20 protein-coding genes and 1 tRNA gene are annotated in these 21,900 nt (G+C 50.8%); 12 read left to right on the top strand and 9 right to left on the bottom strand.

From position 1 onward, the window contains the following. Window positions 1-268 precede the first annotated feature (268 nt). The 4 genes from thrS (at window position 269) to rplT (ending at window position 3,403) form a co-directional block, all read left to right on the top strand. Complete coding sequence (gene thrS / locus K0H81_RS09560) at window positions 269-2,197, top strand: threonine--tRNA ligase (RefSeq protein ID WP_220060710.1); 1,929 nt, start codon at window positions 269-271, stop codon at window positions 2,195-2,197. 3 nt (window positions 2,198-2,200) lie between these two features. Beyond that, window positions 2,201-2,743, top strand: a complete 543-nt coding sequence (gene infC, locus K0H81_RS09565; RefSeq protein ID WP_041406632.1) for a translation initiation factor IF-3 — start codon at window positions 2,201-2,203, stop codon at window positions 2,741-2,743. An 87-nt stretch (window positions 2,744-2,830) separates the two neighbouring features. After that, window positions 2,831-3,025 carry a 50S ribosomal protein L35 gene (rpmI, locus tag K0H81_RS09570; protein WP_011865828.1) on the top strand — a complete coding sequence of 65 codons (195 nt, stop codon included), beginning with the start codon at window positions 2,831-2,833 and terminating at the stop codon, window positions 3,023-3,025. 18 nt (window positions 3,026-3,043) lie between these two features. Continuing rightward, window positions 3,044-3,403, top strand: coding sequence for a 50S ribosomal protein L20 (gene rplT, locus K0H81_RS09575; RefSeq protein ID WP_011865827.1), 360 nt, complete (start codon window positions 3,044-3,046; stop codon window positions 3,401-3,403). Window positions 3,404-3,694: 291 nt separating this feature from the next. On the opposite strand, the gene trxB is transcribed toward rplT, so the two are convergent. Both trxB and ald read right to left on the bottom strand, forming a co-directional pair. Further along, complete coding sequence (gene trxB / locus K0H81_RS09580; protein WP_220060711.1) at window positions 3,695-4,645, bottom strand: thioredoxin-disulfide reductase; 951 nt, start codon at window positions 4,643-4,645, stop codon at window positions 3,695-3,697. Window positions 4,646-4,776: 131 nt separating this feature from the next. Next, window positions 4,777-5,892, bottom strand: coding sequence for an alanine dehydrogenase (gene ald / locus K0H81_RS09585; protein ID WP_144204222.1), 1,116 nt, complete (start codon window positions 5,890-5,892; stop codon window positions 4,777-4,779). 179 nt (window positions 5,893-6,071) lie between these two features. On the opposite strand from ald, the gene lrp reads away from it, so the two are divergent. From lrp to serS, 6 genes are all read left to right on the top strand, one after another. Continuing rightward, window positions 6,072-6,575, top strand: a complete 504-nt coding sequence (lrp, locus tag K0H81_RS09590; protein WP_011865823.1) for a leucine-responsive transcriptional regulator Lrp — start codon at window positions 6,072-6,074, stop codon at window positions 6,573-6,575. Window positions 6,576-6,757: 182 nt separating this feature from the next. Then, window positions 6,758-9,283 carry a DNA translocase FtsK gene (locus K0H81_RS09595; RefSeq protein WP_220060712.1) on the top strand — a complete coding sequence of 842 codons (2,526 nt, stop codon included), beginning with the start codon at window positions 6,758-6,760 and terminating at the stop codon, window positions 9,281-9,283. A 159-nt stretch (window positions 9,284-9,442) separates the two neighbouring features. Continuing rightward, entirely contained in the window at window positions 9,443-10,069 is a 627-nt protein-coding gene (lolA, locus tag K0H81_RS09600) for an outer membrane lipoprotein periplasmic chaperone LolA (RefSeq protein WP_220060713.1), read from the top strand. A gap of 58 nt (window positions 10,070-10,127) precedes the next feature. Next, a complete protein-coding gene (locus K0H81_RS09605; protein ID WP_220060714.1) occupies window positions 10,128-11,459 on the top strand; it encodes a replication-associated recombination protein A in 1,332 nt (443 codons plus the stop codon). Beyond that, window positions 11,452-11,826: a fluoride efflux transporter CrcB gene (crcB, locus tag K0H81_RS09610; RefSeq protein ID WP_011865819.1), complete on the top strand. Its 375-nt coding sequence runs from the start codon at window positions 11,452-11,454 to the stop codon at window positions 11,824-11,826. Before K0H81_RS09605 ends, crcB begins: the two co-directional genes overlap by 8 nt. 19 nt (window positions 11,827-11,845) lie before the next feature. After that, window positions 11,846-13,132 carry a serine--tRNA ligase gene (gene serS / locus K0H81_RS09615; RefSeq protein WP_144204217.1) on the top strand — a complete coding sequence of 429 codons (1,287 nt, stop codon included), beginning with the start codon at window positions 11,846-11,848 and terminating at the stop codon, window positions 13,130-13,132. 224 nt (window positions 13,133-13,356) lie between these two features. Here serS and K0H81_RS09620 read toward each other — a convergent pair whose 3' ends face one another. The 6 genes from K0H81_RS09620 to punR all read right to left on the bottom strand — a co-directional run bounded on the left by K0H81_RS09620 (window position 13,357) and on the right by punR (window position 16,707). Continuing rightward, window positions 13,357-13,680 (bottom strand): TusE/DsrC/DsvC family sulfur relay protein, encoded by a 324-nt coding sequence (locus tag K0H81_RS09620; RefSeq protein WP_144199425.1) that lies wholly within the window; start codon window positions 13,678-13,680, stop codon window positions 13,357-13,359. Between the two features lie 8 nt (window positions 13,681-13,688). Beyond that, entirely contained in the window at window positions 13,689-13,970 is a 282-nt protein-coding gene (gene tusB / locus K0H81_RS09625; protein WP_220060715.1) for a sulfurtransferase complex subunit TusB, read from the bottom strand. Beyond that, window positions 13,970-14,326 (bottom strand): sulfurtransferase complex subunit TusC, encoded by a 357-nt coding sequence (gene tusC / locus K0H81_RS09630; protein WP_220060716.1) that lies wholly within the window; start codon window positions 14,324-14,326, stop codon window positions 13,970-13,972. The genes tusB and tusC overlap by 1 nt, the downstream gene beginning before the upstream one ends. Window positions 14,327-14,362: 36 nt before the next feature. Continuing rightward, window positions 14,363-14,752 carry a sulfurtransferase complex subunit TusD gene (gene tusD, locus K0H81_RS09635; protein ID WP_220060717.1) on the bottom strand — a complete coding sequence of 130 codons (390 nt, stop codon included), beginning with the start codon at window positions 14,750-14,752 and terminating at the stop codon, window positions 14,363-14,365. A 153-nt stretch (window positions 14,753-14,905) separates the two neighbouring features. Further along, on the bottom strand, window positions 14,906-15,565 hold the full coding sequence (locus K0H81_RS09640) for a Bax inhibitor-1/YccA family protein (RefSeq protein ID WP_220060718.1): 660 nt from the start codon (window positions 15,563-15,565) through the stop codon (window positions 14,906-14,908). A 239-nt stretch (window positions 15,566-15,804) separates the two neighbouring features. Further along, window positions 15,805-16,707 (bottom strand): DNA-binding transcriptional activator PunR, encoded by a 903-nt coding sequence (gene punR / locus K0H81_RS09645; RefSeq protein ID WP_144199371.1) that lies wholly within the window; start codon window positions 16,705-16,707, stop codon window positions 15,805-15,807. Between the two features lie 131 nt (window positions 16,708-16,838). On the opposite strand from punR, the gene punC reads away from it, so the two are divergent. Both punC and K0H81_RS09655 read left to right on the top strand, forming a co-directional pair. Further along, window positions 16,839-18,131: a purine nucleoside transporter PunC gene (gene punC, locus K0H81_RS09650; RefSeq protein WP_220060719.1), complete on the top strand. Its 1,293-nt coding sequence runs from the start codon at window positions 16,839-16,841 to the stop codon at window positions 18,129-18,131. An 80-nt stretch (window positions 18,132-18,211) separates the two neighbouring features. Continuing rightward, window positions 18,212-18,302, top strand: a tRNA-Ser gene (locus tag K0H81_RS09655). Window positions 18,303-18,716: 414 nt separating this feature from the next. On the opposite strand, the gene K0H81_RS09660 is transcribed toward K0H81_RS09655, so the two are convergent. Then, the gene (locus K0H81_RS09660) at window positions 18,717-21,899 is read right to left on the bottom strand and encodes an efflux RND transporter permease subunit (RefSeq protein WP_220060720.1); all 3,183 of its coding nucleotides are present in this window, start codon (window positions 21,897-21,899) and stop codon (window positions 18,717-18,719) included. Window position 21,900 lies beyond the last annotated feature (1 nt).

Consider the following 21,900-nt stretch of genomic DNA (forward strand, 5'->3'; position numbering starts at 1 on the left):
TAGGGGCCGTCCATGACTTTTCGATGACATCCAGATGGACAATTGGTGACAGATTTAACCAGCTGTAGCCGGCTAGTCAGATTAGCGGCTATTTTAAGGCGAAGCGGCGGCCTTAAACCTTGCGATTTGCCTGATGCGGCCCTAGAATGTCAGGCCTGCGCTGAAGTAGATCAAAACTCCGGTAATGTTTTGCGCTTCAGTTGCTTAAATTTTTCTCAATATGACCAAGTGGCCCTACGTAGGGGTCACCACTGGATAAGGATTATACATGCCTGTAATTACACTTCCCGATGGCAGCAAGCGTGAATTTGCTAACGCCGTTTCTACCCTAGATGTCGCCGCGGACATAGGTCCTGGTCTCGCAAAAGCCTGTATCGCAGGTCGCGTCAATGGCGAGCTGAAAGATGCGTGTGACTTGATCGAGACAGATGCCGATCTGGCTATCATCACCGCAAAAGACGATGAAGGGGTAGAGATCTTACGTCACTCATGTGCTCACTTATTGGGTCACGCCATCAAGCAGATGTGGCCTGAAACCAAGATGGCCATCGGCCCGGTGATCGATAACGGTTTTTACTATGACGTGGATCTCGACCATAAGCTGACCGAGGAAGATGTAGCCGAGCTAGAAAAGCGTATGCTGGCATTGGCTAAGACAAACTATGATGTGGTTAAGCGCGTCGTCAGCTGGCAAGAAGCCCGTGACACCTTCGAGTCACGCGGCGAAAGCTACAAGATGGCCATCTTAGATGAGAACATCAGCAAAGACGACCAGCCTGCGCTCTATCATCACGAAGAATATACCGACATGTGTCGTGGCCCCCATGTGCCTAACATGAAGTTCTGTCATCACTTCAAGCTGATGAGTGTTGCCGGTGCCTACTGGCGCGGTAACTCAGACAACAAGATGCTGCAGCGTATCTATGGTACCGCTTGGGCAGACAAGAAGGCCCTTAAGGCCCATCTGACTCGCCTCGAAGAAGCGGCTAAGCGCGACCATCGTAAGATAGGTAAGCAGCTTGACCTGTACCATATGCAGGAAGAAGCACCAGGCATGGTGTTTTGGCACAACGACGGTTGGAGTCTGTTCCTCGAGCTTGAAAGATTCATTCGTCAGAAACTGGGTCAGTACACCTATCAAGAGGTGAAAGGCCCCTTGATGATGGACCGTGTATTGTGGGAGCGCAGTGGTCACTGGGATAAATATTCCGAAGCCATGTTCACTACTCACTCTGAAAACCGCGAGTACGCGGTGAAGCCGATGAACTGCCCAGGTCACGTGCAGATCTTCAACCAAGGTCTCAAGTCTTACCGCGATCTGCCACTGCGTATGGCCGAGTTTGGTTGTTGTCACCGTAACGAGCCGTCGGGCTCTCTTCACGGCTTGATGCGCGTTCGTGGCTTTACCCAGGATGATGCCCATATCTTCTGTACCGAAGAGCAGGTGCAGCAAGAGGTAAGTGGCTGTATCAAGATGGTCTATGACACCTATGCGACCTTTGGTTTCCACGATATCGTGGTGAAACTCTCTACCCGCCCAGAGAAGCGTATCGGTGACGATGCCATGTGGGACAGAGCTGAGCAGGCATTGATGGATGCGCTGAAAGCCAATGACATCGAGTATGAGATCCTACCGGGCGAAGGTGCCTTCTATGGTCCTAAGATCGAATTTACGCTCCATGACTGCTTAGACAGGGCATGGCAGTGCGGTACAGTGCAGCTTGATTACGCCTTGCCTGGACGTCTGGGTGCGACTTATGTTGCCGAAGATAACAGCCGTCAGACGCCAGTGATGATCCACCGTGCGATTTTAGGCTCACTGGAGCGTTTCCTGGGGATTCTGATTGAGGAGTACGCAGGTAAGTTCCCAACTTGGTTGGCACCGGTTCAAGCTGTTGTGATGAATATTACTGACAAACAGTCTGAATATGTTGACGAAGTGGTCAAATTATTTAAAGATCAGGGAATTCGTGCCTCGAAAGACTTGAGGAATGAAAAGATTGGCTTTAAAATACGCGAACACACCCTAAGGCGTGTTCCCTATCTATTGGTCGTGGGTGATCAAGAGATGGAAAATAGGGAAGTCGCGGTGCGAACCAGAGATGGTGTTGACCTAGGTAAGATCAAAATCGATCAATTTGCTGCCATGGTTAAAGAACAGATTTCGCTCCGTAGTCTAAATTTGTTGGAGGAATAGGTCATAAAGATCAAGAAAACAGACGTGCGTAAAGCAGCGGCGAATAGAATTAACGAACTCATTGTGGGCGTATCAGAAGTACGACTCAATGGATTAGACGGTGAAACTATCGGCATTGTAAGTCTTCGCGAAGCGCAAGAACTTGCAGATGAAGCGGGCGTAGATCTCGTAGAGATCAGCCCAAACGCTGAGCCGCCTGTATGTCGCATAATGGACTACGGAAAGTATCTTTTTGACAAGGCTAAGGCCCAAAAAGAGCAAAAGAAGAAGCAGAAACAGATACAGGTGAAGGAAATAAAATTCCGTCCCGGTACTGACGAAAACGACTATCAGGTAAAACTACGCAACCTGAAGCGTTTTCTAGAAGACGGCGACAAGGCGAAAGTAACGCTGCGTTTCCGTGGTCGCGAGATGGCTCACCAGAGTCTTGGTATGAATCTTTTGAATCGTATTAAAGACGACCTGGCTGAGATAGCGGTTGTGGAGGCTTTTCCAAAAATGGAAGGTCGCCAGGCTGTGATGGTACTCGCGCCGAAAAAGAAATAGTAAGGCAAATTTAAAAGTAGCAGAGACCTCTCTGAGGGCCTCTGCTCGCCTTGCGTTTTATTAATTTCCCAATGCGGAGTTTTAGCAATGCCTAAAATGAAAACAGACAAGGGTGTACAAAAGCGTTTTAAGAAAACCGCTAACGGTTTTAAGCGCAAGCAAGCCCATTTACGTCATATTTTGACCAAGAAGAGCACTAAGCGTAAACGTCACTTACGTGCTAAATGTTTAGTTGCGAAGTCTGATGTGCCAGCTATTGCACGTCAACTACCATACGCTTAATTAGAGGAGTAAAGAACAATGCCTAGAGTTAAGCGTGGTGTAACCGCTCGTGCTCGTCACAAGAAAGTATTAAAACTAGCTAAAGGTTATTACGGAGCTCGCTCACGTACTTACCGTGTTGCTAAGCAAGCAGTAACCAAAGCTGGCCAATATGCTTACCGTGACCGTCGTCAGAAGAAACGTCAATTCCGTCAACTGTGGATTGCACGTATCAACGCGGCTTCTCGTCAAAATGGTCTGTCTTACAGCCGTTTCATCAACGGTCTGAAAAAGGCGTCTATCGAAATCGATCGTAAGATTTTGGCAGACATCGCTGTATTCGACAAAGTGGTTTTCGCCACTCTAGTTGAAAAGGCAAAAGAAGCTCTAGCTAAGTAATTAGTGAGCTTTGCTTTGAAAGGGACCCCTGGGTCCCTTTTTTTGTGCCCGATCATCGCAAATTTATTTGGCTGATCTTATACCAATCGTAGTAAATAACTGTTCACTCTAGCTTGTTAAAACGTCCGAAAACGGTGTTATCATTTTTGATTGTAGAATAACTACTTATCAAAAACTCTGCCTTGTTCTCGAACGTTTTTCCCGTGCTATTTCTGAGCACTTATCTACCGTGATTGGTATTAAAGACAAAAAAAGCAGGCACAAGGCCTGCTTTTTCATTATGAGTAACGCTTACTGTGCGTCTAAGAAACGCTCTGCGTCCAGGGCAGCCATACAGCCGGTGCCGGCAGAGGTGATCGCCTGACGGTAATGTTGGTCCATCACGTCGCCTGCGGCGAATACACCAGCAATGCTGGTTTGGGTGGCGTTGCCGCCAAGACCGCTCTGCACCTTGATGTAGCCGTTGTTCATCTCTAGCTGACCTTCAAACATCTGAGTGTTTGGCTTGTGGCCGATGGCTACGAATACACCCATGACATCAAATTCTGTGATGGCGCCATCTTTGGTGCTTTTGATCTTCACACCTGTGACGCCCATGTTGTCGCCTACGACTTCGTCTAGGGTGCTGTCGAGATGCAGTACTATGTTGCCGTTCGCAACCTTGTCCATCAGGCGTTTGGTCAGGATCTTCTCTGAGCGGAAGCTGTCGCGACGATGGATAAGGTGCACCTCTGATGCGATGTTGCTCAGGTAAAGCGCTTCCTCAACGGCCGTGTTACCACCACCGATCACCGCAACCTTTTGGTTACGGTAGAAGAAACCATCACAGGTGGCACAGGCCGAAACACCTTTACCCTTGAAGGCTTCTTCCGACTCAAGACCTAAGTACATGGCCGAGGCGCCGGTTGAGATGATTAGCGCATCACAAGTGTATTCGCCGCTGTCGCCTTTTAGTTGGAAAGGGCGCTCTTGCAGGTTAACTTCGTTGATGTGGTCGAAGATGATCTCTGTTTCGAATTTTTCGGCATGCTTCTGCATACGCTCCATCAAAGCTGGACCGGTTAGGTCGTCGGCGTCGCCTGGCCAGTTTTCAACTTCGGTCGTGGTCGTTAGCTGACCACCTTGCTGCATACCTGTGATCAATACAGGCTTTAGGTTTGCTCTGGCAGCATAAACAGCGGCGGTGTACCCAGCAGGGCCCGAACCCAAAATTAATAAGTTACAGTGTCTAGCTTGGCTCATCTTTTTCTCCGTGCCTTTAGCGAATTGCAGCGATTGTAGGGAATTTCCCCTAAGGGGTAAAGGCAATCTTTTAGATTGTTCTAATCGAAAAAGGGAGCCATTGGCTCCCTTTGTTTACACTCTTTACTTGATTAAGCGAGTAGTACGCTAGGATCAACAAATTCGAAGTTCAGGGCTTCGGCAACTTCTTTACAGGTTACCTTGCCATGCATTACGTTCAAGCCGTTTAGCAGGTGCTTGTCTTGACGCAGTGCTTCGCGGTAGCCCAGGTCAGCCAACTTGATGATGTAAGGCAGGGTCGCGTTGTTTAGCGCGAAGGTAGAGGTACGAGCCACTGCACCTGGCATGTTAGCCACACAGTAATGTACCACTTCATCAACGATATAAGTTGGGTCTTGGTGAGTCGTTGCATGAGAAGTCTCAACACAACCACCTTGGTCGATGGCAACGTCAACGATTGCGCTGCCTGGCTTCATACGCTTGATGTGATCTTTGGTCACTAGTTTAGGTGCAGCTGCACCAGGAACCAATACGCCACCGATCACCAGGTCGGCTTCTAATACGTGCTTCTCAATGGCGTCAGCTGTTGAGTAGATTGCCTTAACGCGGTTATCGAACTGAGCGTTCAGACGACGCAGCGCATCGATGCTGCGATCTAGGATAACAACGTCTGCGCCGAGACCAACGGCCATCTGCGCCGCGTTGGTACCAACCATGCCGCCGCCGATGATAACGACTTTAGCTGGCTCAACACCAGGTACGCCGCCAAGTAGCATGCCGCGGCCGCCCTTAGACTTCTCCAGTGCCATGGCACCAGCCTGGATAGACATACGACCGGCAACTTCAGACATTGGCGCCAGTAGCGGCAGGCCGCCACGGGCATCGGTTACTGTTTCATAGGCGATACAGACGGCACCGCTCTTAATAAGATCTTCAGTTTGTGGCAGATCGGGAGCAAGATGAAGATAAGTGAACAGCAACTGATCTTCACGCAACATGGCACGCTCGACCGCTTGAGGTTCTTTTACCTTAACGATCATTTCTGCTTTCGCAAAAACTTCAGCTGCAGTGTCTAAGATTGATGCGCCTACATCGACATAGTCTTGATCGCTAAAACCGATCCCAACACCTGCATTCTTCTCTACAAATACTTCATGACCTTTTAGGGTCAATTCGCGGACACTTGACGGCACCATACCAACACGATATTCGTGGTTTTTGATTTCTTTAGGTACACCAATTATCATCTTCGAGCCTCAAATTGAATAAAAACCCATTTATTCTGGGTTGAATTGTTATTTTATAGGTCCTGAACGTGATTGTTTCAGGGAAATCTAGTATAGTATCACTTCGGCAGTTAATGCTGCTGAACTTTTGACATACGTAGCAGTAAATGTTGTTTTAGTGATAAAGCAAGGTTAAAAATATGGTTAATAATAAAAAGAGTCCTATAAAAGACTTAGATCGGATCGATCGTAACATCCTTAACGAGTTGCAAATCGACGGCCGCATTTCCAATGTGGAGTTGTCAAAGCGTGTAGGGCTGAGCCCCACTCCCTGTTTAGAGAGAGTTAAAAGACTCGAAAAGCAAGGTTACATCAATGGATATACTGCGCTAGTAAATCCCCATTATCTTGGGGCCTCATTACTTGTGTTCGTAGAAATCACGCTAAATCGCGATACTGCAGAAGTATTTGATAAGTTTAATCGTGCCGTACAGCTGCTAGATGATATTCAAGAATGTCATCTTGTTTCTGGCGACTTCGACTATTTATTGAAGACCCGTGTTTCTGACATGTCTGCCTATCGTCGCTTGTTAGGTGAAACTCTACTTAAGTTGCCCGCTGTTTCTGATACTCGTACCTACGTTGTGATGGAAGAAGTCAAGCAGACCAATAGAGTTGCAATCAATGTAACGCTTGAGTCTTAAAAACGATTTATGTCGTAAAAAAGGAGCCGTAAAGGCTCCTTTTTTTTCACCTCGAATAGTTTTTCACCAATGAAGGCCTTTTGCCTTGCTATTGTGCTGTAAAGGCAGGTAAAACGCTGCATAGCACGAATTATTTTGATATCTTAGGCTCACCTTTTCGTTTTTGCTTTGTGGGTTGTCTTTTGTCTAAGGGAAATAGTGTCAAAACACTCAGCGGTCTGCAGCGTCTGCTTGAAGGCGGACTCATCCTCTGCTGCATGGTCGCCACCTATATTCTGCTTGCACTGAGCAGCTTTCATTCGTCTGATCCTGGATGGAGTCAGTCTAATTTTGAAGGTGAGATTAAAAACGTTACCGGCGCCGTGGGAGCATGGCTTGCCGATGTCCTCTTCTATTTCTTCGGTTATACCGCCTACCTAATTCCTATCATAGTGGCGGTCACCGGCTGGCTGTTGTTCAAACGTATTCATCGCCTGTTGGAGATCGACTATTTTTCGGTAGGCCTAAGGCTGATTGGTTTCTTGTTGATCACCTTCAGCCTAGCGTCCCTGGCCAGCATGAATGCCAATGACATTTACGAGTTCTCGGCCGGCGGTGTATCCGGTGATGTGATCGCCGATGCCATGTTGCCTTATTTTAATCAGCTGGGCACCACCTTGCTGCTGCTCTGTTTCGTCGGCGCCGGCTTTACCTTGCTGACCGGCATCAGCTGGTTAACCGTGGTCGAAATGGTCGGTTTTGCCACCATCTGGTGCATTAGGCAGCTAAAACATATTCCAGAGAAGTTCTCCAGCGCGCCCGAAACAGATGATACCAAGGGGTTCATGTCGGTATTTGACCGATATAAGGAGTCTCGTCGTCAGAAGGCTTTGGCTAAGGCAGAAGAGGACGCCTATGAGGACGAACAGGATGATTACGATGATGAATATGACGAGGATGAGGCTCAAGAAGCTTCTTCTCGCGGCCGGATAAAGGAGCCGAGCTTTAGCCTGCCAACGGCAAAACCAGCTGCCGAGGTAGAAGCGCAAGAGCCTGCTTTGAGCTTTAGTGCTCAGGATGATGAAGTCTCCATAGACTTCGATGCCAAGCATTCAACCGGCGCTGTGCTGCCCAAGAAACAGCCCAAAAACCAGAAGGTCGAGCAGGCGAAAATTGTCGATGGCATAGTCGTCTTGCCGGGGGGGGAAGAGGCTCAACCGAAGAAGCCTGTTACGCCGCTGCCAGATATTTCACTGCTCGATGTGCCAAACCGTAAGACAAACCCAATCAGTCAGGAAGAGCTGGATCAGGTGGCGCGTCTGGTCGAGGTCAAGCTTGCCGACTTTAACATTGTGGCCAAGGTGGTCGGGGTCTTCCCTGGTCCTGTGGTTACCCGTTTCGAGCTTGAGCTCGCGCCAGGTGTCAAAGCGTCTAAGATCACTAATCTGTCGAAAGACCTCGCGCGTTCACTGCTAGCAGAGAGCGTTCGTGTGGTCGAGGTGATCCCGGGTAAGGCCTATGTGGGTCTGGAGATCCCTAACAAGTTCCGCGAAACCGTGTTTATGCGTGACGTGCTGGGCAGCGAAGCCTTTGAGCATAGCAAGTCGCACCTTAGCATGGTGCTGGGTCAGGATATCTCGGGCGAACCTGTGGTGGTGGATCTTGGTAAGATGCCACACCTTCTGGTGGCCGGTACCACTGGTTCGGGTAAGTCTGTGGGGGTCAACGTGATGATCACCAGCTTGCTCTATAAGTCGGGTCCCGACGATGTACGCTTCATCATGATCGACCCTAAGATGCTGGAGCTTTCTGTGTATGAAGGCATTCCACATCTACTCTGTGAGGTGGTTACCGACATGAAGGAAGCCGCTAACTCCCTGCGCTGGTGTGTAGGCGAGATGGAGCGTCGTTATAAGCTGATGTCGGCCTTAGGTGTGCGCAATCTTAAGGGTTACAACGCCAAGATCAAGGAAGCTAAGGAGCGCGGTGAGGTGATCACAGATCCGCTGTGGCGCTCACAAGACAGCATGGAAGAGCAGGCGCCTGAGCTGGATAAGCTACCGTCTATCGTGGTGATCGTCGACGAATTTGCCGATATGATGATGATCGTCGGTAAGAAGGTGGAAGAGTTGATCGCTCGTATCGCCCAGAAGGCCCGCGCTGCCGGTATCCACCTCATCCTGGCGACCCAGCGTCCATCGGTTGATGTGATCACGGGTTTGATTAAGGCCAACATACCAACCCGTATGGCGTTTCAGGTGTCATCCCGTATCGATTCGCGCACCATCTTAGATCAGCAAGGTGCTGAAACTCTGTTGGGTATGGGTGACATGCTCTACCTGCCGCCGGGGACCAGTGTGCCTATCCGTGTTCACGGCGCCTTTATCGATGACCATGAAGTCCACGCTGTCGTCGCCGACTGGCATAGCCGCGGTAAGCCGCAATATATTGATGAGATCTTGCAGGGCTCGGCAGAAGGCGAACAGGTACTGTTGCCGGGTGAAGCTGCGGAGAATGATGAAGAGATGGATTCACTCTACGATGAGGCGGTGGCGTTTGTTACCGAGACCCGTCGTGGTTCTATCTCCAGCGTGCAGCGTAAGTTTAAGATTGGCTATAACCGCGCCGCTCGCATCATAGAACAGATGGAGATGCAGGGCGTAGTCAGCTCTCAAGGCCATAACGGTAACCGTGAGGTGCTGGCGCCTCCACCGCCGAAAGATTATTAAGCTCTCGTTAATATTTCTCGTGACAAACTCGTGAGACACTCTCTGATGAAAAGGTGAGAGTTAAATATAGAGAGTTAACAGTCCTGAGTAAAAAGTCCTGAGTTAATAGGGACAGTAACCCGAGTGAATAGCGAGCGCTTTTACATGAAAGGATTTGAAATGCTAAAACCCTTATCTCAATTAGTCTGTGCCTTGCCTTTAGTCGTGGCGGCATCAAGCTACGCCGATGATTCGGCAGCCCTAAAGGACAAACTTGCCAAGCTTGATAACCTCAAGGCCAATTTTAGCCAGCAGGTAACCGACGTTAATAATAAGGTGATCCAGCAAGGCACGGGCACCTTCGCCCTGGCGGTACCCAATCAGTTTTATTGGCATCTGACCCAGCCGGATGAATCCCTGATTGTCGCCGATGGCCGGGACGTGTGGATCTACAATCCTTTCGCAGAAGAGGTGTCTGTGTTGGATTTCAATCAGGCCATCGATGCTTCGCCGATCGCGCTTTTGGTACATCGCGACGAAACGACCTGGTTGGCCTATCAGGTAAAGCGTCTGGATGATTGCTATCAGATCACCCCTAAGGCCGTCGATGCCAGCGTGACTAGCGTTGAGGTCTGCTTTAAGGACGAGCAACTCGAGGTGATGAAGCTGACTGACCAGCAGGGTAACCTTAGCGTCTTTAATCTGTCAGCCCAGGCGCCATTGATGGACGCCGATGCTAACCTGTTTCAGTTTACCGTCCCCGAAGGCGTCGATATTGACGATCAGCGCCTCAAGGCATTGGATTAAGCCTTTGAATTAGCGGTTAGAATAAGCCATTTGAATAAGTCATTAGATAAGGTCATTTGTGTCTAGCTTAAGTTTCGATTTCGCGCCAGACTTCCGCCCACTTGCCGCGAGAATGCGGCCGGAAAAATTGTCGCAATATATAGGGCAAGATCACCTATTAGGTGAGGGTAAGCCGCTGCGTCAGGCTCTCGAGGCCGGCAGGGCCCACTCCATGATGTTCTGGGGACCACCGGGTACCGGCAAGACTACACTCGCCGAACTGGTAGCCCATTACGCCAATGCCCATGTCGAGCGCATCTCTGCGGTCACCTCCGGGGTGAAAGAGATCCGCGCCGCCATCGAGCACGCCAAGAGTGTGGCCCAGTCACGCGGGCAGCGCACCTTGCTGTTTGTCGATGAGGTGCACAGGTTCAACAAGAGCCAGCAAGATGCCTTCTTGCCCTTTATCGAAGATGGCACTGTGATTTTTATCGGTGCCACCACGGAAAATCCGTCTTTTGAAATCAACAACGCGCTGTTATCCCGCGCCAGGGTCTATCTGATCAAGCGGTTGCAAGACGCTGAGATCATCAAGATAGTCCGTCAGGCGCTGGAAGATGAGGAGCGTGGTCTGGGTAAGCGTCAGCTTAAGATGCCTGATGAGGTAGCAGAGAAGTTGGCCAGTCTCTGTGATGGCGATGCCCGTAAGGCCCTCAACCTTATCGAGTTGATGAGCGATATGCTGCCGGACGGCGGCGAGTTTCATCCCCAGATGCTTATCGAGGTGGCCGGGCAACAGCTCGCCGGATTTGATAAGAATGGCGATCAATATTACGACCTTATCTCGGCTGTGCATAAGTCAATTCGGGGCTCGGCGCCGGATGCGGCGCTCTACTGGTATTGCCGCATGCTCGAAGGGGGCTGCGATCCGCTGTACGTTGCCCGTCGCCTGCTGGCAATCGCCTCGGAAGATATAGGTAACGCCGATCCTGTGGCCATGTCGGTAGCGGTCAATGCCTGGGAGTGTTTCCATCGGGTCGGACCGGCCGAAGGGGAGCGTGCAATTGCCCAGGCCGTCGTCTATCTCGCCTGCGCGCCCAAGAGTAACGCCGTCTATACCGCCTTCAAGGCGGCGCGCCTGCTGGCGCGGGAGACCGGCAGTCAACCTGTGCCGAATCACCTGCGTAATGCGCCGACTCAGCTGATGGCCGATATCGGCCTTGGCGAGGGGTATCGCTACGCCCATGATGAACCTAATCATTATGCCAGCGGTGAGTGTTATTTCCCTGAGCCGCTAGCAGGCACGCAGTTCTACTACCCTAGCGAGCATGGTTTCGAGAAACGCATCAAGACCAAGTTGGCCACCTTGGCAGAGATGGACAGGGCAAGTGAGGTGAAACGCTATGAATAATCTCATTTTTGTGGCCCTGGGTGGTTCTATTGGTGCGGTATTTCGTTATCTTATTTCAATATTCATGATTCAGGTGTTTGGCTCTTCTTTTCCTTTTGGTACACTCATGGTCAATGTGATCGGCTCCTTCCTGATGGGCGTGATCTATGCCCTAGGTGAAGCGAGTCAGGTCAGTCCTGAAATCAAAGCATTAGTAGGTGTTGGGTTATTAGGAGCACTTACGACGTTTTCAACTTTTTCGAACGAAACCCTGTTATTGATGCAGCAGGGCGCCTGGTTGAAAGCATTTACAAATATCGCTCTGAACCTATGTCTATGTTTATTCATGGTTTACTTAGGACAGCAGTTGGTTTTTTCTCGCATTTAACTATTAAGAAACTAAAAACATGTTAGATCCCAAATTTTTACGTACTGAATTAGAAGCGACCGCCGAGCGTCTCGCCACCCGTGGTTTTATCCTGGATGTGGATCGTCTCAGCAAGTTAGAGGAAAAGCGTAAGTCACTACAGGTGGCGACAGAAGAGCTGCAAGCGTCCCGTAATGCGATCTCCAAGTCTATCGGTCAGGCTAAGGCAAAGGGCGAAGATGTTGAGCCTATCATGGCCAAAGTCGGCGATCTTGGCGCCGAGCTAGACAGCAAGAAAGCCGAACTCAACCAGTTACTGGAAGAGTTAAACGCCATTGCCATGAGCGTGCCTAACCTGCCGGACGAGTCAGCGCCTATTGGTGCGGACGAAAACGACAACGTCGAGATCCGCCGCTGGGGTGAGCCTAAGCAGTTTGATTTCGAAGTGAAAGATCATGTGGATCTGGGTGAGCAACACGCTGGTCTTGATTTCAAGAGCGCCGTTAAGATCACTGGTTCTCGTTTCATCGTGATGAAGGGGCAGATCGCCCGCATGCACCGTGCGCTAACCCAGTTCATGCTGGATCTGCACACCACAGAGCATGGTTACACAGAAACCTATGTACCGCTGCTGGTTAACGAAGACAGCCTGCTAGGTACCGGTCAGCTGCCAAAGTTTGGTGAAGATCTGTTCCATACCAAGCCTGCTACCGAAGAAGGCCAGGGCCTGAGCCTGATCCCGACCGCCGAGGTGCCGCTGACTAACCTGGCCCGCGATACCATTATCGATGAAGATGAGCTGCCGATTAAGATGACGGCTCATACGGCTTGTTTCCGCAGCGAAGCCGGCTCATACGGCCGTGATACTCGTGGTCTTATTCGTCAGCACCAGTTCGACAAGGTCGAGTTGGTTCAGCTGGTGAAGCCTGAAGACTCTATGGCCGCGCTCGAGAGCCTGACTCAGCACGCCGAAACTGTACTGCAACGCCTGGGCCTGCCTTACCGCACCGTTGTGCTCTGTACTGGTGATATGGGCTTTGGCGCGGCGAAGACCTTCGACATCGAAGTCTGGCTGCCGGCGCAGAACACCTACCGTGAGATCTCATCTTGCAGCAATATGCAAGATTTCCAGGCTCGTCGCATGCAAGCGCGCTATAAGGCCAAATCTGCCAAGAAGCCGGCGTTGCTACATACTCTGAACGGTTCAGGTCTTGCAGTCGGCCGTACCTTGGTGGCCGTGCTGGAAAATTATCAGAATGCCGATGGTTCAATCACAGTACCTGAGGCGCTACGTCCATACATGGGCGGCCTGACTCAAATAGGCTAACGTGATAAAGAGATAGTGTGAAACATGGATAACGGTGGGCGCTATTTTCAGTGGCTGACCTATGTCGTCATTATCTGTATCTTCGTCGCAGTAATGTTAGCAACATTTGGGAAAGCGATTATGTTAGTGATGAAAAATCTCTAACCACAAAAAAACCTTCGCGAATGCGAAGGTTTTTTTATAGCTCAATACAATTAATTAAACTGTAATTAACGGCTTAAAGATTAGATACACTTGGCAGGCTTAGGTAGCCCAGCGATCTTAGTGGCCTGTTTCGCCGGGCCGAGGGGGAAGAGGGTATAGAGATACTTGGAATTACCCTTTTCGGCGCCGAGCTTCTGCCCTATGGCCTTGACCAGCACACGAATGGCCGGGCTTGTCTTAAATTCCATGTAGAAATCGCGTACGAAATGCACCACTTCCCAGTGCGCTGGCGTTAGGGTTATCTCTTCTTCGGTGGCGATAAGTACTGCCAGTTCCTCATTCCAGTCACTGACATTTTTCAAATAGCCCTGGGGATCCGTGGGGATCTGACTATCGCCATACATAATAAAATTTACCAAGTGATCACCTTAGCGTGAGTTAATGTGTAGTGGACAAATTCAGCCTGACTAAGCTGCTTATATTGGCCCAAGCGAGATTGTAAGCCTCTGGCGACCACATCTTGCTCAAGCAGACAGATCTGGGTGTCTGCCAAGGCATGTTGCCATTTTTGTAGTAGCAGAGCGTTTACGCCATCGCCGAGCAACAAGAGGGTGTCTTGGGGCTTAATGTAGCGTAGGCAGGTGGCAAGGGCGTTATCTTGAGTCGCCGAGTATTGAACGATATGCAGTATCATCAGTAGACAAAGACCTCATCGGCTTGAGTTAGCAGCTCACCTATCTCGGCTGGGGATTTAATCTCCAGCGGGAAGGCCAGGGCTAATTCATCTAGTTGATAGTCTGCCAGGCTCTGATGACAAGCATAGACGCACTCGATATCGTAAAGGGGCAATGCCTTGAAGGCTGCCAGGAAATCTTTGGCGCCTATTACTTCAGGAGTCTGAAGCGGCAGCAGATTAAGTACGCCTTCATCGACGAAGATGAGGCTGACCTCTTGCTCGAAACTGGCGCTGAGCAGCGCAAAATCCAGTCCTTCCCGACCTTTGGCACTGCCATGGGGCGCGTGTCTGAAGATAATGGTGATCTTTTTCATCATTTTTCCAAAAAGCGAATGCTTAACATCTGGCGTTTAAAAACAGATCACGCGATCGGCTTGCTCTATACCGGTCACGAGTTCGCCAAGGCCGCCCATCTGAAAGGGGGGCTCGAGATTCCAGTGCTGCAACTGGTTTTCAGCCGATTCGGCCGCAGACAACACGCCACGACGCAGCGCCGCCGATACGCAATTGACCAAGGGCACTTGATGTGTCTGTCCAAGCTCACGCCAGGCCTGGTAGAGGGCAAATTCATCGGAGGCGGGCGATTGCAGATGATTGGTCGATAATACGCCGTCTTGATAGAAGAAGACCTTGACCACTTGATGGCCGGCATCGATAGCCGCCTTAGTAAATTGCAGTGCCTGATAGCTGCTACCCTGGCCGTAACCAGCTTGGTTGACTTGAATGATGAGCTTACTCATTAACCCTAACTTAATATTGCGCCGTAAGCGCTCGGCTTTGAGCCGCTATTCTATCTGTTTTTTAAATCGATCCCAAATGTCAGGTGGATACGGCGGTAGTTTTGTCATAAAAAAAGCCCGCCGATGAGGGCGGGCTTTCTAAGCTTAGGTTGCTTAATCGTCGCTACCTGCACCAAGCAGGTGCAAAATAGAGATAAACAGGTTGAGGAAGTCCAAGTACAGTGACACGGTGGCGCGTATGTAGTTGGTCTCACCGCCATTGACGATGCGGCTGGTGTCGAACAGGATAAAGCCTGTCATCAACAGGGCGATACCCGCGTTGAGGGCCATGAACACTGCACCGCTACCGATAAAGATGTTGGCGATGCCGGCAACGATGGCAATGACTAGGCCAGCCAGCAGGAAGCCACGCATGAAAGAGAAGTCTTTCTTGGTGGTGATGGCATAGCCACTCAAAGCAACAAACACCACTGCGGTTAGGCCTAAGGCCTGCATGATCAGCTGAGGACCGTTGGCCATGCCGGCATAATGGTTAAGCATGTAGCCTAAAGAGGCACCTTCCATTCCGGTAAAGGCGAATACCCAGAACAGACCCGCGGCCGACTCGGCTTTTCTCAGGGTGACAAACAACAAAATGAAACCACCGATCGACAGACCGATAGACATGAGAGGACTGATTTGCAACACCATTGCCAATCCTGCACAGAGCGCAGAAAAGCCCAGTGTCATCGAGAGCAGCAGATAGGTATTTTTAAGCAGCTTATTCACTTCTTGTGTCGAAGCATGGCTTGCATATAGTGTTTCTTGCGTCATCTTTATCTCCAGTGACTATCACTAACTTGATGGTTTATTTGAGTCAAATCGGTCGCAAGAGTTCCATTTCATGAACCGGATTTAACTTGTTTTGCAAGGCTATTATCATAACCGAGCCAAGGGGAGGGCGAAAGCCCATCTGCTCGATAAGTGGTTAATTAAGCCAGGTAAATTTAACGCGTTCAGTTTAGAGCGCGTAACTAAACATAACTAACTTAAACGTGACTGATTTAAAGAGTTTAGTTAAACCAGTCTCGCTGCAGTTTTTCGCTATCGCCGAGATAATCCAACACCCAGGCCATGGCGGGGGACATGTTGGCGTCGTTCCAGGCCAGGCAACAAGGGCTTGGTGCCTTGGGACGCTCCAGCTCTTTCTCTATCAGCGCGCCGGCCTGCACAAAAGGGGTCGCGAAGTGCTTGGGCATGTAACCTATGCCCAGGCCTTCGCGGAAACAGTTGATGGCGCGGATCCAGTCTGGCACGACTAAACGGCGCTGATTATCTAACAGCCAAGTCATGCGTTTTGGGATCTCGCGAGAGGTGTCTTCCAAGCAGATAGAGGGGTAGCTGCGTAGCTCATCATCAAGCAGCGGCCTATCTATGGCCGCCAGTGGATGATGCCTACTTACCAGGAAGGTCCATTCGATATCGCCCATATCCTTAAAGCGATAATCACCGCCTACTGGAATCGCGGTGGTGGCACCGATGGCGATATCGCTGCGGCCAGTGGCGATCGCCTCCCAGACGCCGTTAAAGACCTCGATGCGTATGATCAGCTCGACATTGTCGAAATGGCGATAGAAATCGGCGATCAGATTACTGATCTTGTCGGCGCGCACTATGTTATCTAGCGCTATCGAGAGTGTGGGTTGCCAGCCGTTGGCCACACGTTTGGTGTCTTCCTTTAGCGACGCCAAGTGGGTAAGCATGGAGCGCACCTGCTTGACGAAATGTTCGCCTGCCGGGGTGAGGCTCACGCTTCTGTGGTGGCGCTCAAACAACACGACCCCCAAATCTTCCTCAACCTGCTTCACGGCATAACTCACGGCAGAGGGCACTTTGTGTAACTTGTTGGCCGCCGCGGTAAAACTGCCGACTCGGGCCACCATATCAATTAATTGCATCGACTGTTCTGAAAGCATCTCGAATTTGCTCCTAAATTTGCCGTGAGAATATTTGAAGGCTGTAAGCAAAAATAAACGTTTCACAAGCAATTGGCAAGTCAATAGACTCACCGACTTCTTTGGTTAGTTAAAGTGAATCTTCTAATTTTATGAATAAAATCGCTAATTTTTCTTTTCTTATCTATCTAGCGCTACTCAGCATGTTGGGCTTTATTGCGACTGACATGTATTTACCTGCTTTCAAAGCAATTGAAACAAGTTTAGATGCCAGTGCCACTCAGGTTGCCAGCTCCCTGACTTTCTTCCTCGCTGGTCTGGCCTTGGGGCAGCTCTTGTATGGCCCCTTGGTACAGGCCATAGGTAAACGTCTGAGTCTGGTATTGGGTCTCGTTCTGTTCGGCGCAGCCAGTTTGGTGATTGCCAATAGCGACTCTATCGCCATGTTTAATCTGGCGCGCTTCTTCCAAGCTTTGGGTGCCTGTAGCGCCTCGGTGATTTGGCAGGCGATAGTGATCGATCGTTATAAGGCCAGCGAGGCGCAGCAGGTATTTAGTAACATCATGCCGCTCGTGGCCCTGTCGCCGGCCTTAGCGCCTATCCTGGGCGCCTATCTGCTGGAGTGGCAGCAGTGGCACAGCATCTTCTTTATCCTGGGTGGCTTAAGCTTGCTGCTTATCCTGGCGACCCTAGCCTGGGTCGATAGTAAGGAAAGCCTCAATAGTAAGACCGACGAGGCAAGTAGCCAGCAAGGCTGTAAAGACACACTAGTTCAACAGAGTGCGCGCGTGAGCTATTTGGACATGCTGGCCAGGCCCAGATATCTGGGCAACGTGCTGGTCTTTGGCGCCTGCTCGGCAGCTTTTTTCTCTTACCTAACCCTCTGGCCGATAGTGATGGAGCAACATGGTTATGAGGCTAAGGCGATCGGTCTGAGTTTTGTTCCGCAGACCGTGATGTTTATTCTCGGGGGCTATCTGAGCAAGTTGTTTATTCGTCGCTTAGGCGCCGAGGTGACGCTGACCTGGGTCTTACTGCTGTTCGGCGGCTGTGTTGCCGGTATTGCCCTGGTCACCCTGTGTTACCCATCTAGCACTATCTGGCCTTTGCTCAGTATCTTCTCTGTGATGGCGGCGGCCAATGGCGCTTGTTATCCCATAGTGGTTAACTCGGCGCTGCAGGTGTTCAAGCAGGCATCGGCCAAGGCGGCGGGATTACAAAACTTCTTGCAGATCAGCATCGCCTTTGGCGCATCCTCACTTGTGGCGTTATGGGCCAGTAGCGGCGAGAAGGCAATTGGCGTCGGGATAGTCGTCAGCGCCATAGGCGTGCTAATCGGTTACCAGGTGAGGGGCTACGATAGCTGGCGAGCCGTGTTCGGCGCTATTTCTACCCCAGATCCGGCGAAAATTGCGCTGCATCAGGAGGAAGATTCGACAAAGTGAACGTAAGTTCGCCAAATGCGCCTTTTCGTTATATTTTCCCTTTACAAGTGAAATAGGGCGCTATATTATTCGCGGCGTTCGGAGAGATGGCAGAGTGGTCGAATGCACCGGTCTTGAAAACCGGCACGGGTTTATAGCCCGTCTAGGGTTCAAATCCCTATCTCTCCGCCACATTAAGAAAAAAGGCTTCCAGATATGGAAGCCTTTTTTCGTTCTGACAGGCAATTACCTAAATTCTGTATATGGGAATTATTTGAACCCAGGGTTCCTAATGCTCACTCTCTTATAGAGAACGCTGGCTATCGCTCTGCCACATTAACAAAGCCCGCTAACAAGCGGGCTTTGTGCTATCTAGCATATAGGAAATGAGAAATAACCGGGTTCCTAACGTTTAAGCCCTGCTATCTTTCCGCCACATTAAGAGAAAAGGCTTCCTGATATGGAAGCCTTTTTTTCGTTTCTTTTCTCATTTGAAATTACTGTCTGAATAATATTGCCAGAAGCTTTCAGGCACTGGAGAACAGCTTGGTTGTAAAAAAGCCCGCTGTTACGCGGGCTTTTCTGTTTTAGCGAGTGGCAATCAGACTACTGCTCTGAAATCACAGGCTGGTTCACCTTAACGCCGGTAATTCGGTTGTATATCCAACTAAACGCAGACTTGGTATCTTCGATCGCGACATAGAGACATGGAATGAGTACCAGAGTCACTATGGTGGCGAACAGTACGCCGAAGGCGAGCGATACCGCCATAGGGATCACCATCTGCGCCTGCATGCTGGTCTCGCTCATGATGGGCACCAGGCCGATAAAGGTGGTCAGCGAGGTTAGCAGGATCGCCCTGAAACGACGACAACCTGCCTCAATCACGGCAACCTTCATGCTGATACCGGCCAGTCGGGCGCGGTTGATGTAATCCACCATCACCAAGGAGTCGTTCACCACCACCCCGGCGGCGGCTATGATGCCAAAGAGGGAGAGGGCGCTTAGGTCTATCCCAAGTAGCATGTGGCCAAGCACTGAGCCTATGATGCCAAAGGGGATCACTGACATGATCATCATGGGCTGCACATAGGACTTAAGGGGCACGGCTAACAGGCTGTAGATCACCAGCAGCGAGATGATGAAGTTACGCATCTGGGTATTGGCGCTGTCGATCTGCTCCTGAATGTTACCTGAGACTTCACTCTTCACTCTTGGGTATTGACGCAGCAGCTCGGGGATAAAGTTATCGCGAATGTCCTGGGCTAGCTTAAATGGCTCGGCCTGTGACGCGTCCACCGAGGCCCAGACATTGATGGTGCGGTTGCCATTTTCACGTCTGATCCCGCTGACCCCTTGCGTAACCTGGATCTCTGCAACCTCGGAGAGCGGGATCTCTGCGCCCTGTGGCGTGAGGATCATTACCTCAGTCACATGGACGATAGAGTTACGCTGCTCCTCGGGATAGCGCAGCATCACCTTGAGCTCCTCGCCGTTGCGTAAAATACGCTGGGCCTCAAGACCGTAGAAGCTGGCGCTTACCTGAGAGGCGACATCGGCAAGGGTAAGGCCGACGCTGTTGGCCAGCGGCTTGAGGCTAAATTGCACCTCTTTGGCGCTGGACTGGCGGCTGTCGTTGACATCGCCAACGCCCTGTAGGCTGTTAAGCTTAGCCTTGAGCGCCTTCGCCGCGGCGATGAGTTGAGCCTCGTCTTTGCCTTCGAGACGGAAGCTGATGTCGCCATCGTCGCGGCCGCCACCGAAGAGGTTATCCTGAATATTGAAGGACTTCACCCCTGGGATCTGCGGAATGGCCGAACGCCAACGCTCGGCGAGGGCAAAGGTATCAATAGGCCTTAGCTCTGGGGTCACTAGTTTGGTCATCACCTGGGCACGGGTTCTGCCTTGAAGATCGACTTGCATGTCGGCGATCATTCGTTGGCCAAACTCCTGTTCCAGCTGATCATCGACCTTATGCAGCGCCGCCTCGATCGCCAATGCCGCAGACAGGGTCGCTTGCTCTGATGAGTCCAGGTTCATCTCAACGCTGATGCGCGGGAAATCATGGGGGATCTTAGGTTGTCCCACGTAGCGTAGGATCCCGCCGGAGTAGAGGCCGGCGCAGACCAGAATTAAGGAGATGAACAGGGCAATGATCATGTATCTGTATTTCACCGACAGTGTCAGTGAGGGTTTGTACAGGCGATAGATCACAAACTGCAATCCATTGTCCACCTTATCCTGTAGGTAGTTCACCCCGATACGCAGCAGGTTGATGGGATTTTTCGAGCCCGGCTTAACCTGGGTTTTATGTTTCATCTTGGCTAAGTGCGCCGGTAGGATGAGCTTGGATTCCACCAGCGAGAATAGCAGGCACAAGATCACCACATAGCCGATTGACTGGCCGAAGGCCGAAGAGGGGCCATCGTCCATGGTGATGGGCAGGAAGGCGGCTATTGTGGTCAACACGCCGAAGGTGGCAGGCATGGCTACTTTTTTCACGCCGCGGATCACATTGTCAATGCTCTGGCCTTTCTCTTCACATTCGGTATGGGCGCTCTCGCCCATGACGATGGCATCGTCGACCACTATCCCCAGTACCAAGATGAAGGCAAACAGGCTGATCACGTTGATGGTGACATCTATCATAGCGGTCGGCATCAGCAGCAGAGTGCCTAAGAAGCAGACCGGTAGCCCCATCATCACCCAAAAGGCCAGGCGAACCCGCAGGAAGAGGGCCAGCATGATAAATACCAAGATGGCGCCGCTCTTCATGCTGTCGAGCATCAAATCCAGACGGCCCTGCAGGTAATAGGTCATATCGACCCAGGTCTCCAGGTTCAAGCCCTGGGGCAGTGAGGCCTGTTTATCTTCGACGTATTGGTTCACTACCTTAGCGACATCCGTCATGCTCTGATCGTTTGACGCGCCCACGAAGAAAGTCACCGAGTTCTTACCGTTGAACTTGGAGTATTGAATACCCTCTTCGAAACCGTCGACCACATTGGCCACATCGCCAAGCAGCAACTTGGTGCCATCTTCTAAGGTGATCAACGGCAGATTCTCAAACTCGTAGCCGACATAGGCTTGGTTTTGCACCCTAAGGCTGATGTAGCCGTTCTCGGCCTTGATTTGGCCAGCCGACATGTTGCGTGAATAACCGCGAACCGCCTTGGCGACATCGTTGAAGGAGAGGTTGTATTCGCGAAGCTTATCCTTGCTGACTTCGATGGACATCTCATAGTCCAGACCACCATAAAACTCAGTGATGTTCACCAGCGGCAACTGCATCAACTCATCGTGGATCTTCTCGCCGAACTCTTTGAGCTGCTTTGGCGGCAGGTCGCCATAGAGGCTGATATAAAACACCTCCTGTCGATTTTTGATCCGCTCAACCCGCGGACGCTCCATGCCATCGGGGAAACTCGAGATAGAATCGATCTCAGATTTAATCTCATCCAAGACCACCTGAGGGTCGTATGAGTCTTCGATACGAAAATAGCCCGATGCGGAGTTACGGTTAGAATAGGTGATAACCCGCTTCAGGCCTTGCACACGCTCCAAAGCTTCCTCGACCTTAATGGTGATCCCTTCCTCTACCTCTTGGGGCGCGGCGCCGGGATAGAAGGCACTAAACTCGACCCAGTTGGTCTCCGTCTGGGGAAAAAACTGTTTGCGTATCGTGCTGGCGGTCAGCAGACCGCCGATAATGATGATGATCATCAGTAAGTTTGCCGCCACGCTGTTGCGGGCAAACCAGGCTATCAGGCCTTTATTTGGATCTGGCATT

It is taken from the genome of Shewanella halotolerans (assembly GCF_019457535.1).
In the GTDB taxonomy this organism is placed as follows: Bacteria; Pseudomonadota; Gammaproteobacteria; order Enterobacterales; family Shewanellaceae; genus Shewanella; species Shewanella halotolerans.

Bases quoted from the DNA above. Each gene is read 5' to 3' on its own strand.
- thrS (WP_220060710.1), top strand. From the start codon at position 269: ATGCCTGTAATTACACTTCCCGATGGCAGCAAGCGTGAATTTGCTAAC.
- rpmI (WP_011865828.1), top strand. From the start codon at position 2,831: ATGCCTAAAATGAAAACAGACAAGGGTGTACAAAAGCGTTTTAAGAAA.
- rplT (WP_011865827.1), top strand. From the start codon at position 3,044: ATGCCTAGAGTTAAGCGTGGTGTAACCGCTCGTGCTCGTCACAAGAAA.
- trxB (WP_220060711.1), bottom strand. From the start codon at position 4,645: ATGAGCCAAGCTAGACACTGTAACTTATTAATTTTGGGTTCGGGCCCT.
- ald (WP_144204222.1), bottom strand. From the start codon at position 5,892: ATGATAATTGGTGTACCTAAAGAAATCAAAAACCACGAATATCGTGTT.
- lrp (WP_011865823.1), top strand. From the start codon at position 6,072: ATGGTTAATAATAAAAAGAGTCCTATAAAAGACTTAGATCGGATCGAT.
- lolA (WP_220060713.1), top strand. From the start codon at position 9,443: ATGCTAAAACCCTTATCTCAATTAGTCTGTGCCTTGCCTTTAGTCGTG.
- crcB (WP_011865819.1), top strand. From the start codon at position 11,452: ATGAATAATCTCATTTTTGTGGCCCTGGGTGGTTCTATTGGTGCGGTA.
- serS (WP_144204217.1), top strand. From the start codon at position 11,846: ATGTTAGATCCCAAATTTTTACGTACTGAATTAGAAGCGACCGCCGAG.
- K0H81_RS09620 (WP_144199425.1), bottom strand. From the start codon at position 13,680: ATGTATGGCGATAGTCAGATCCCCACGGATCCCCAGGGCTATTTGAAA.
- tusB (WP_220060715.1), bottom strand. From the start codon at position 13,970: ATGATACTGCATATCGTTCAATACTCGGCGACTCAAGATAACGCCCTT.
- tusC (WP_220060716.1), bottom strand. From the start codon at position 14,326: ATGAAAAAGATCACCATTATCTTCAGACACGCGCCCCATGGCAGTGCC.
- tusD (WP_220060717.1), bottom strand. From the start codon at position 14,752: ATGAGTAAGCTCATCATTCAAGTCAACCAAGCTGGTTACGGCCAGGGT.
- K0H81_RS09640 (WP_220060718.1), bottom strand. From the start codon at position 15,565: ATGACGCAAGAAACACTATATGCAAGCCATGCTTCGACACAAGAAGTG.
- punR (WP_144199371.1), bottom strand. From the start codon at position 16,707: ATGCTTTCAGAACAGTCGATGCAATTAATTGATATGGTGGCCCGAGTC.
- punC (WP_220060719.1), top strand. From the start codon at position 16,839: ATGAATAAAATCGCTAATTTTTCTTTTCTTATCTATCTAGCGCTACTC.
- K0H81_RS09660 (WP_220060720.1), bottom strand. From the start codon at position 21,899: ATGCCAGATCCAAATAAAGGCCTGATAGCCTGGTTTGCCCGCAACAGC.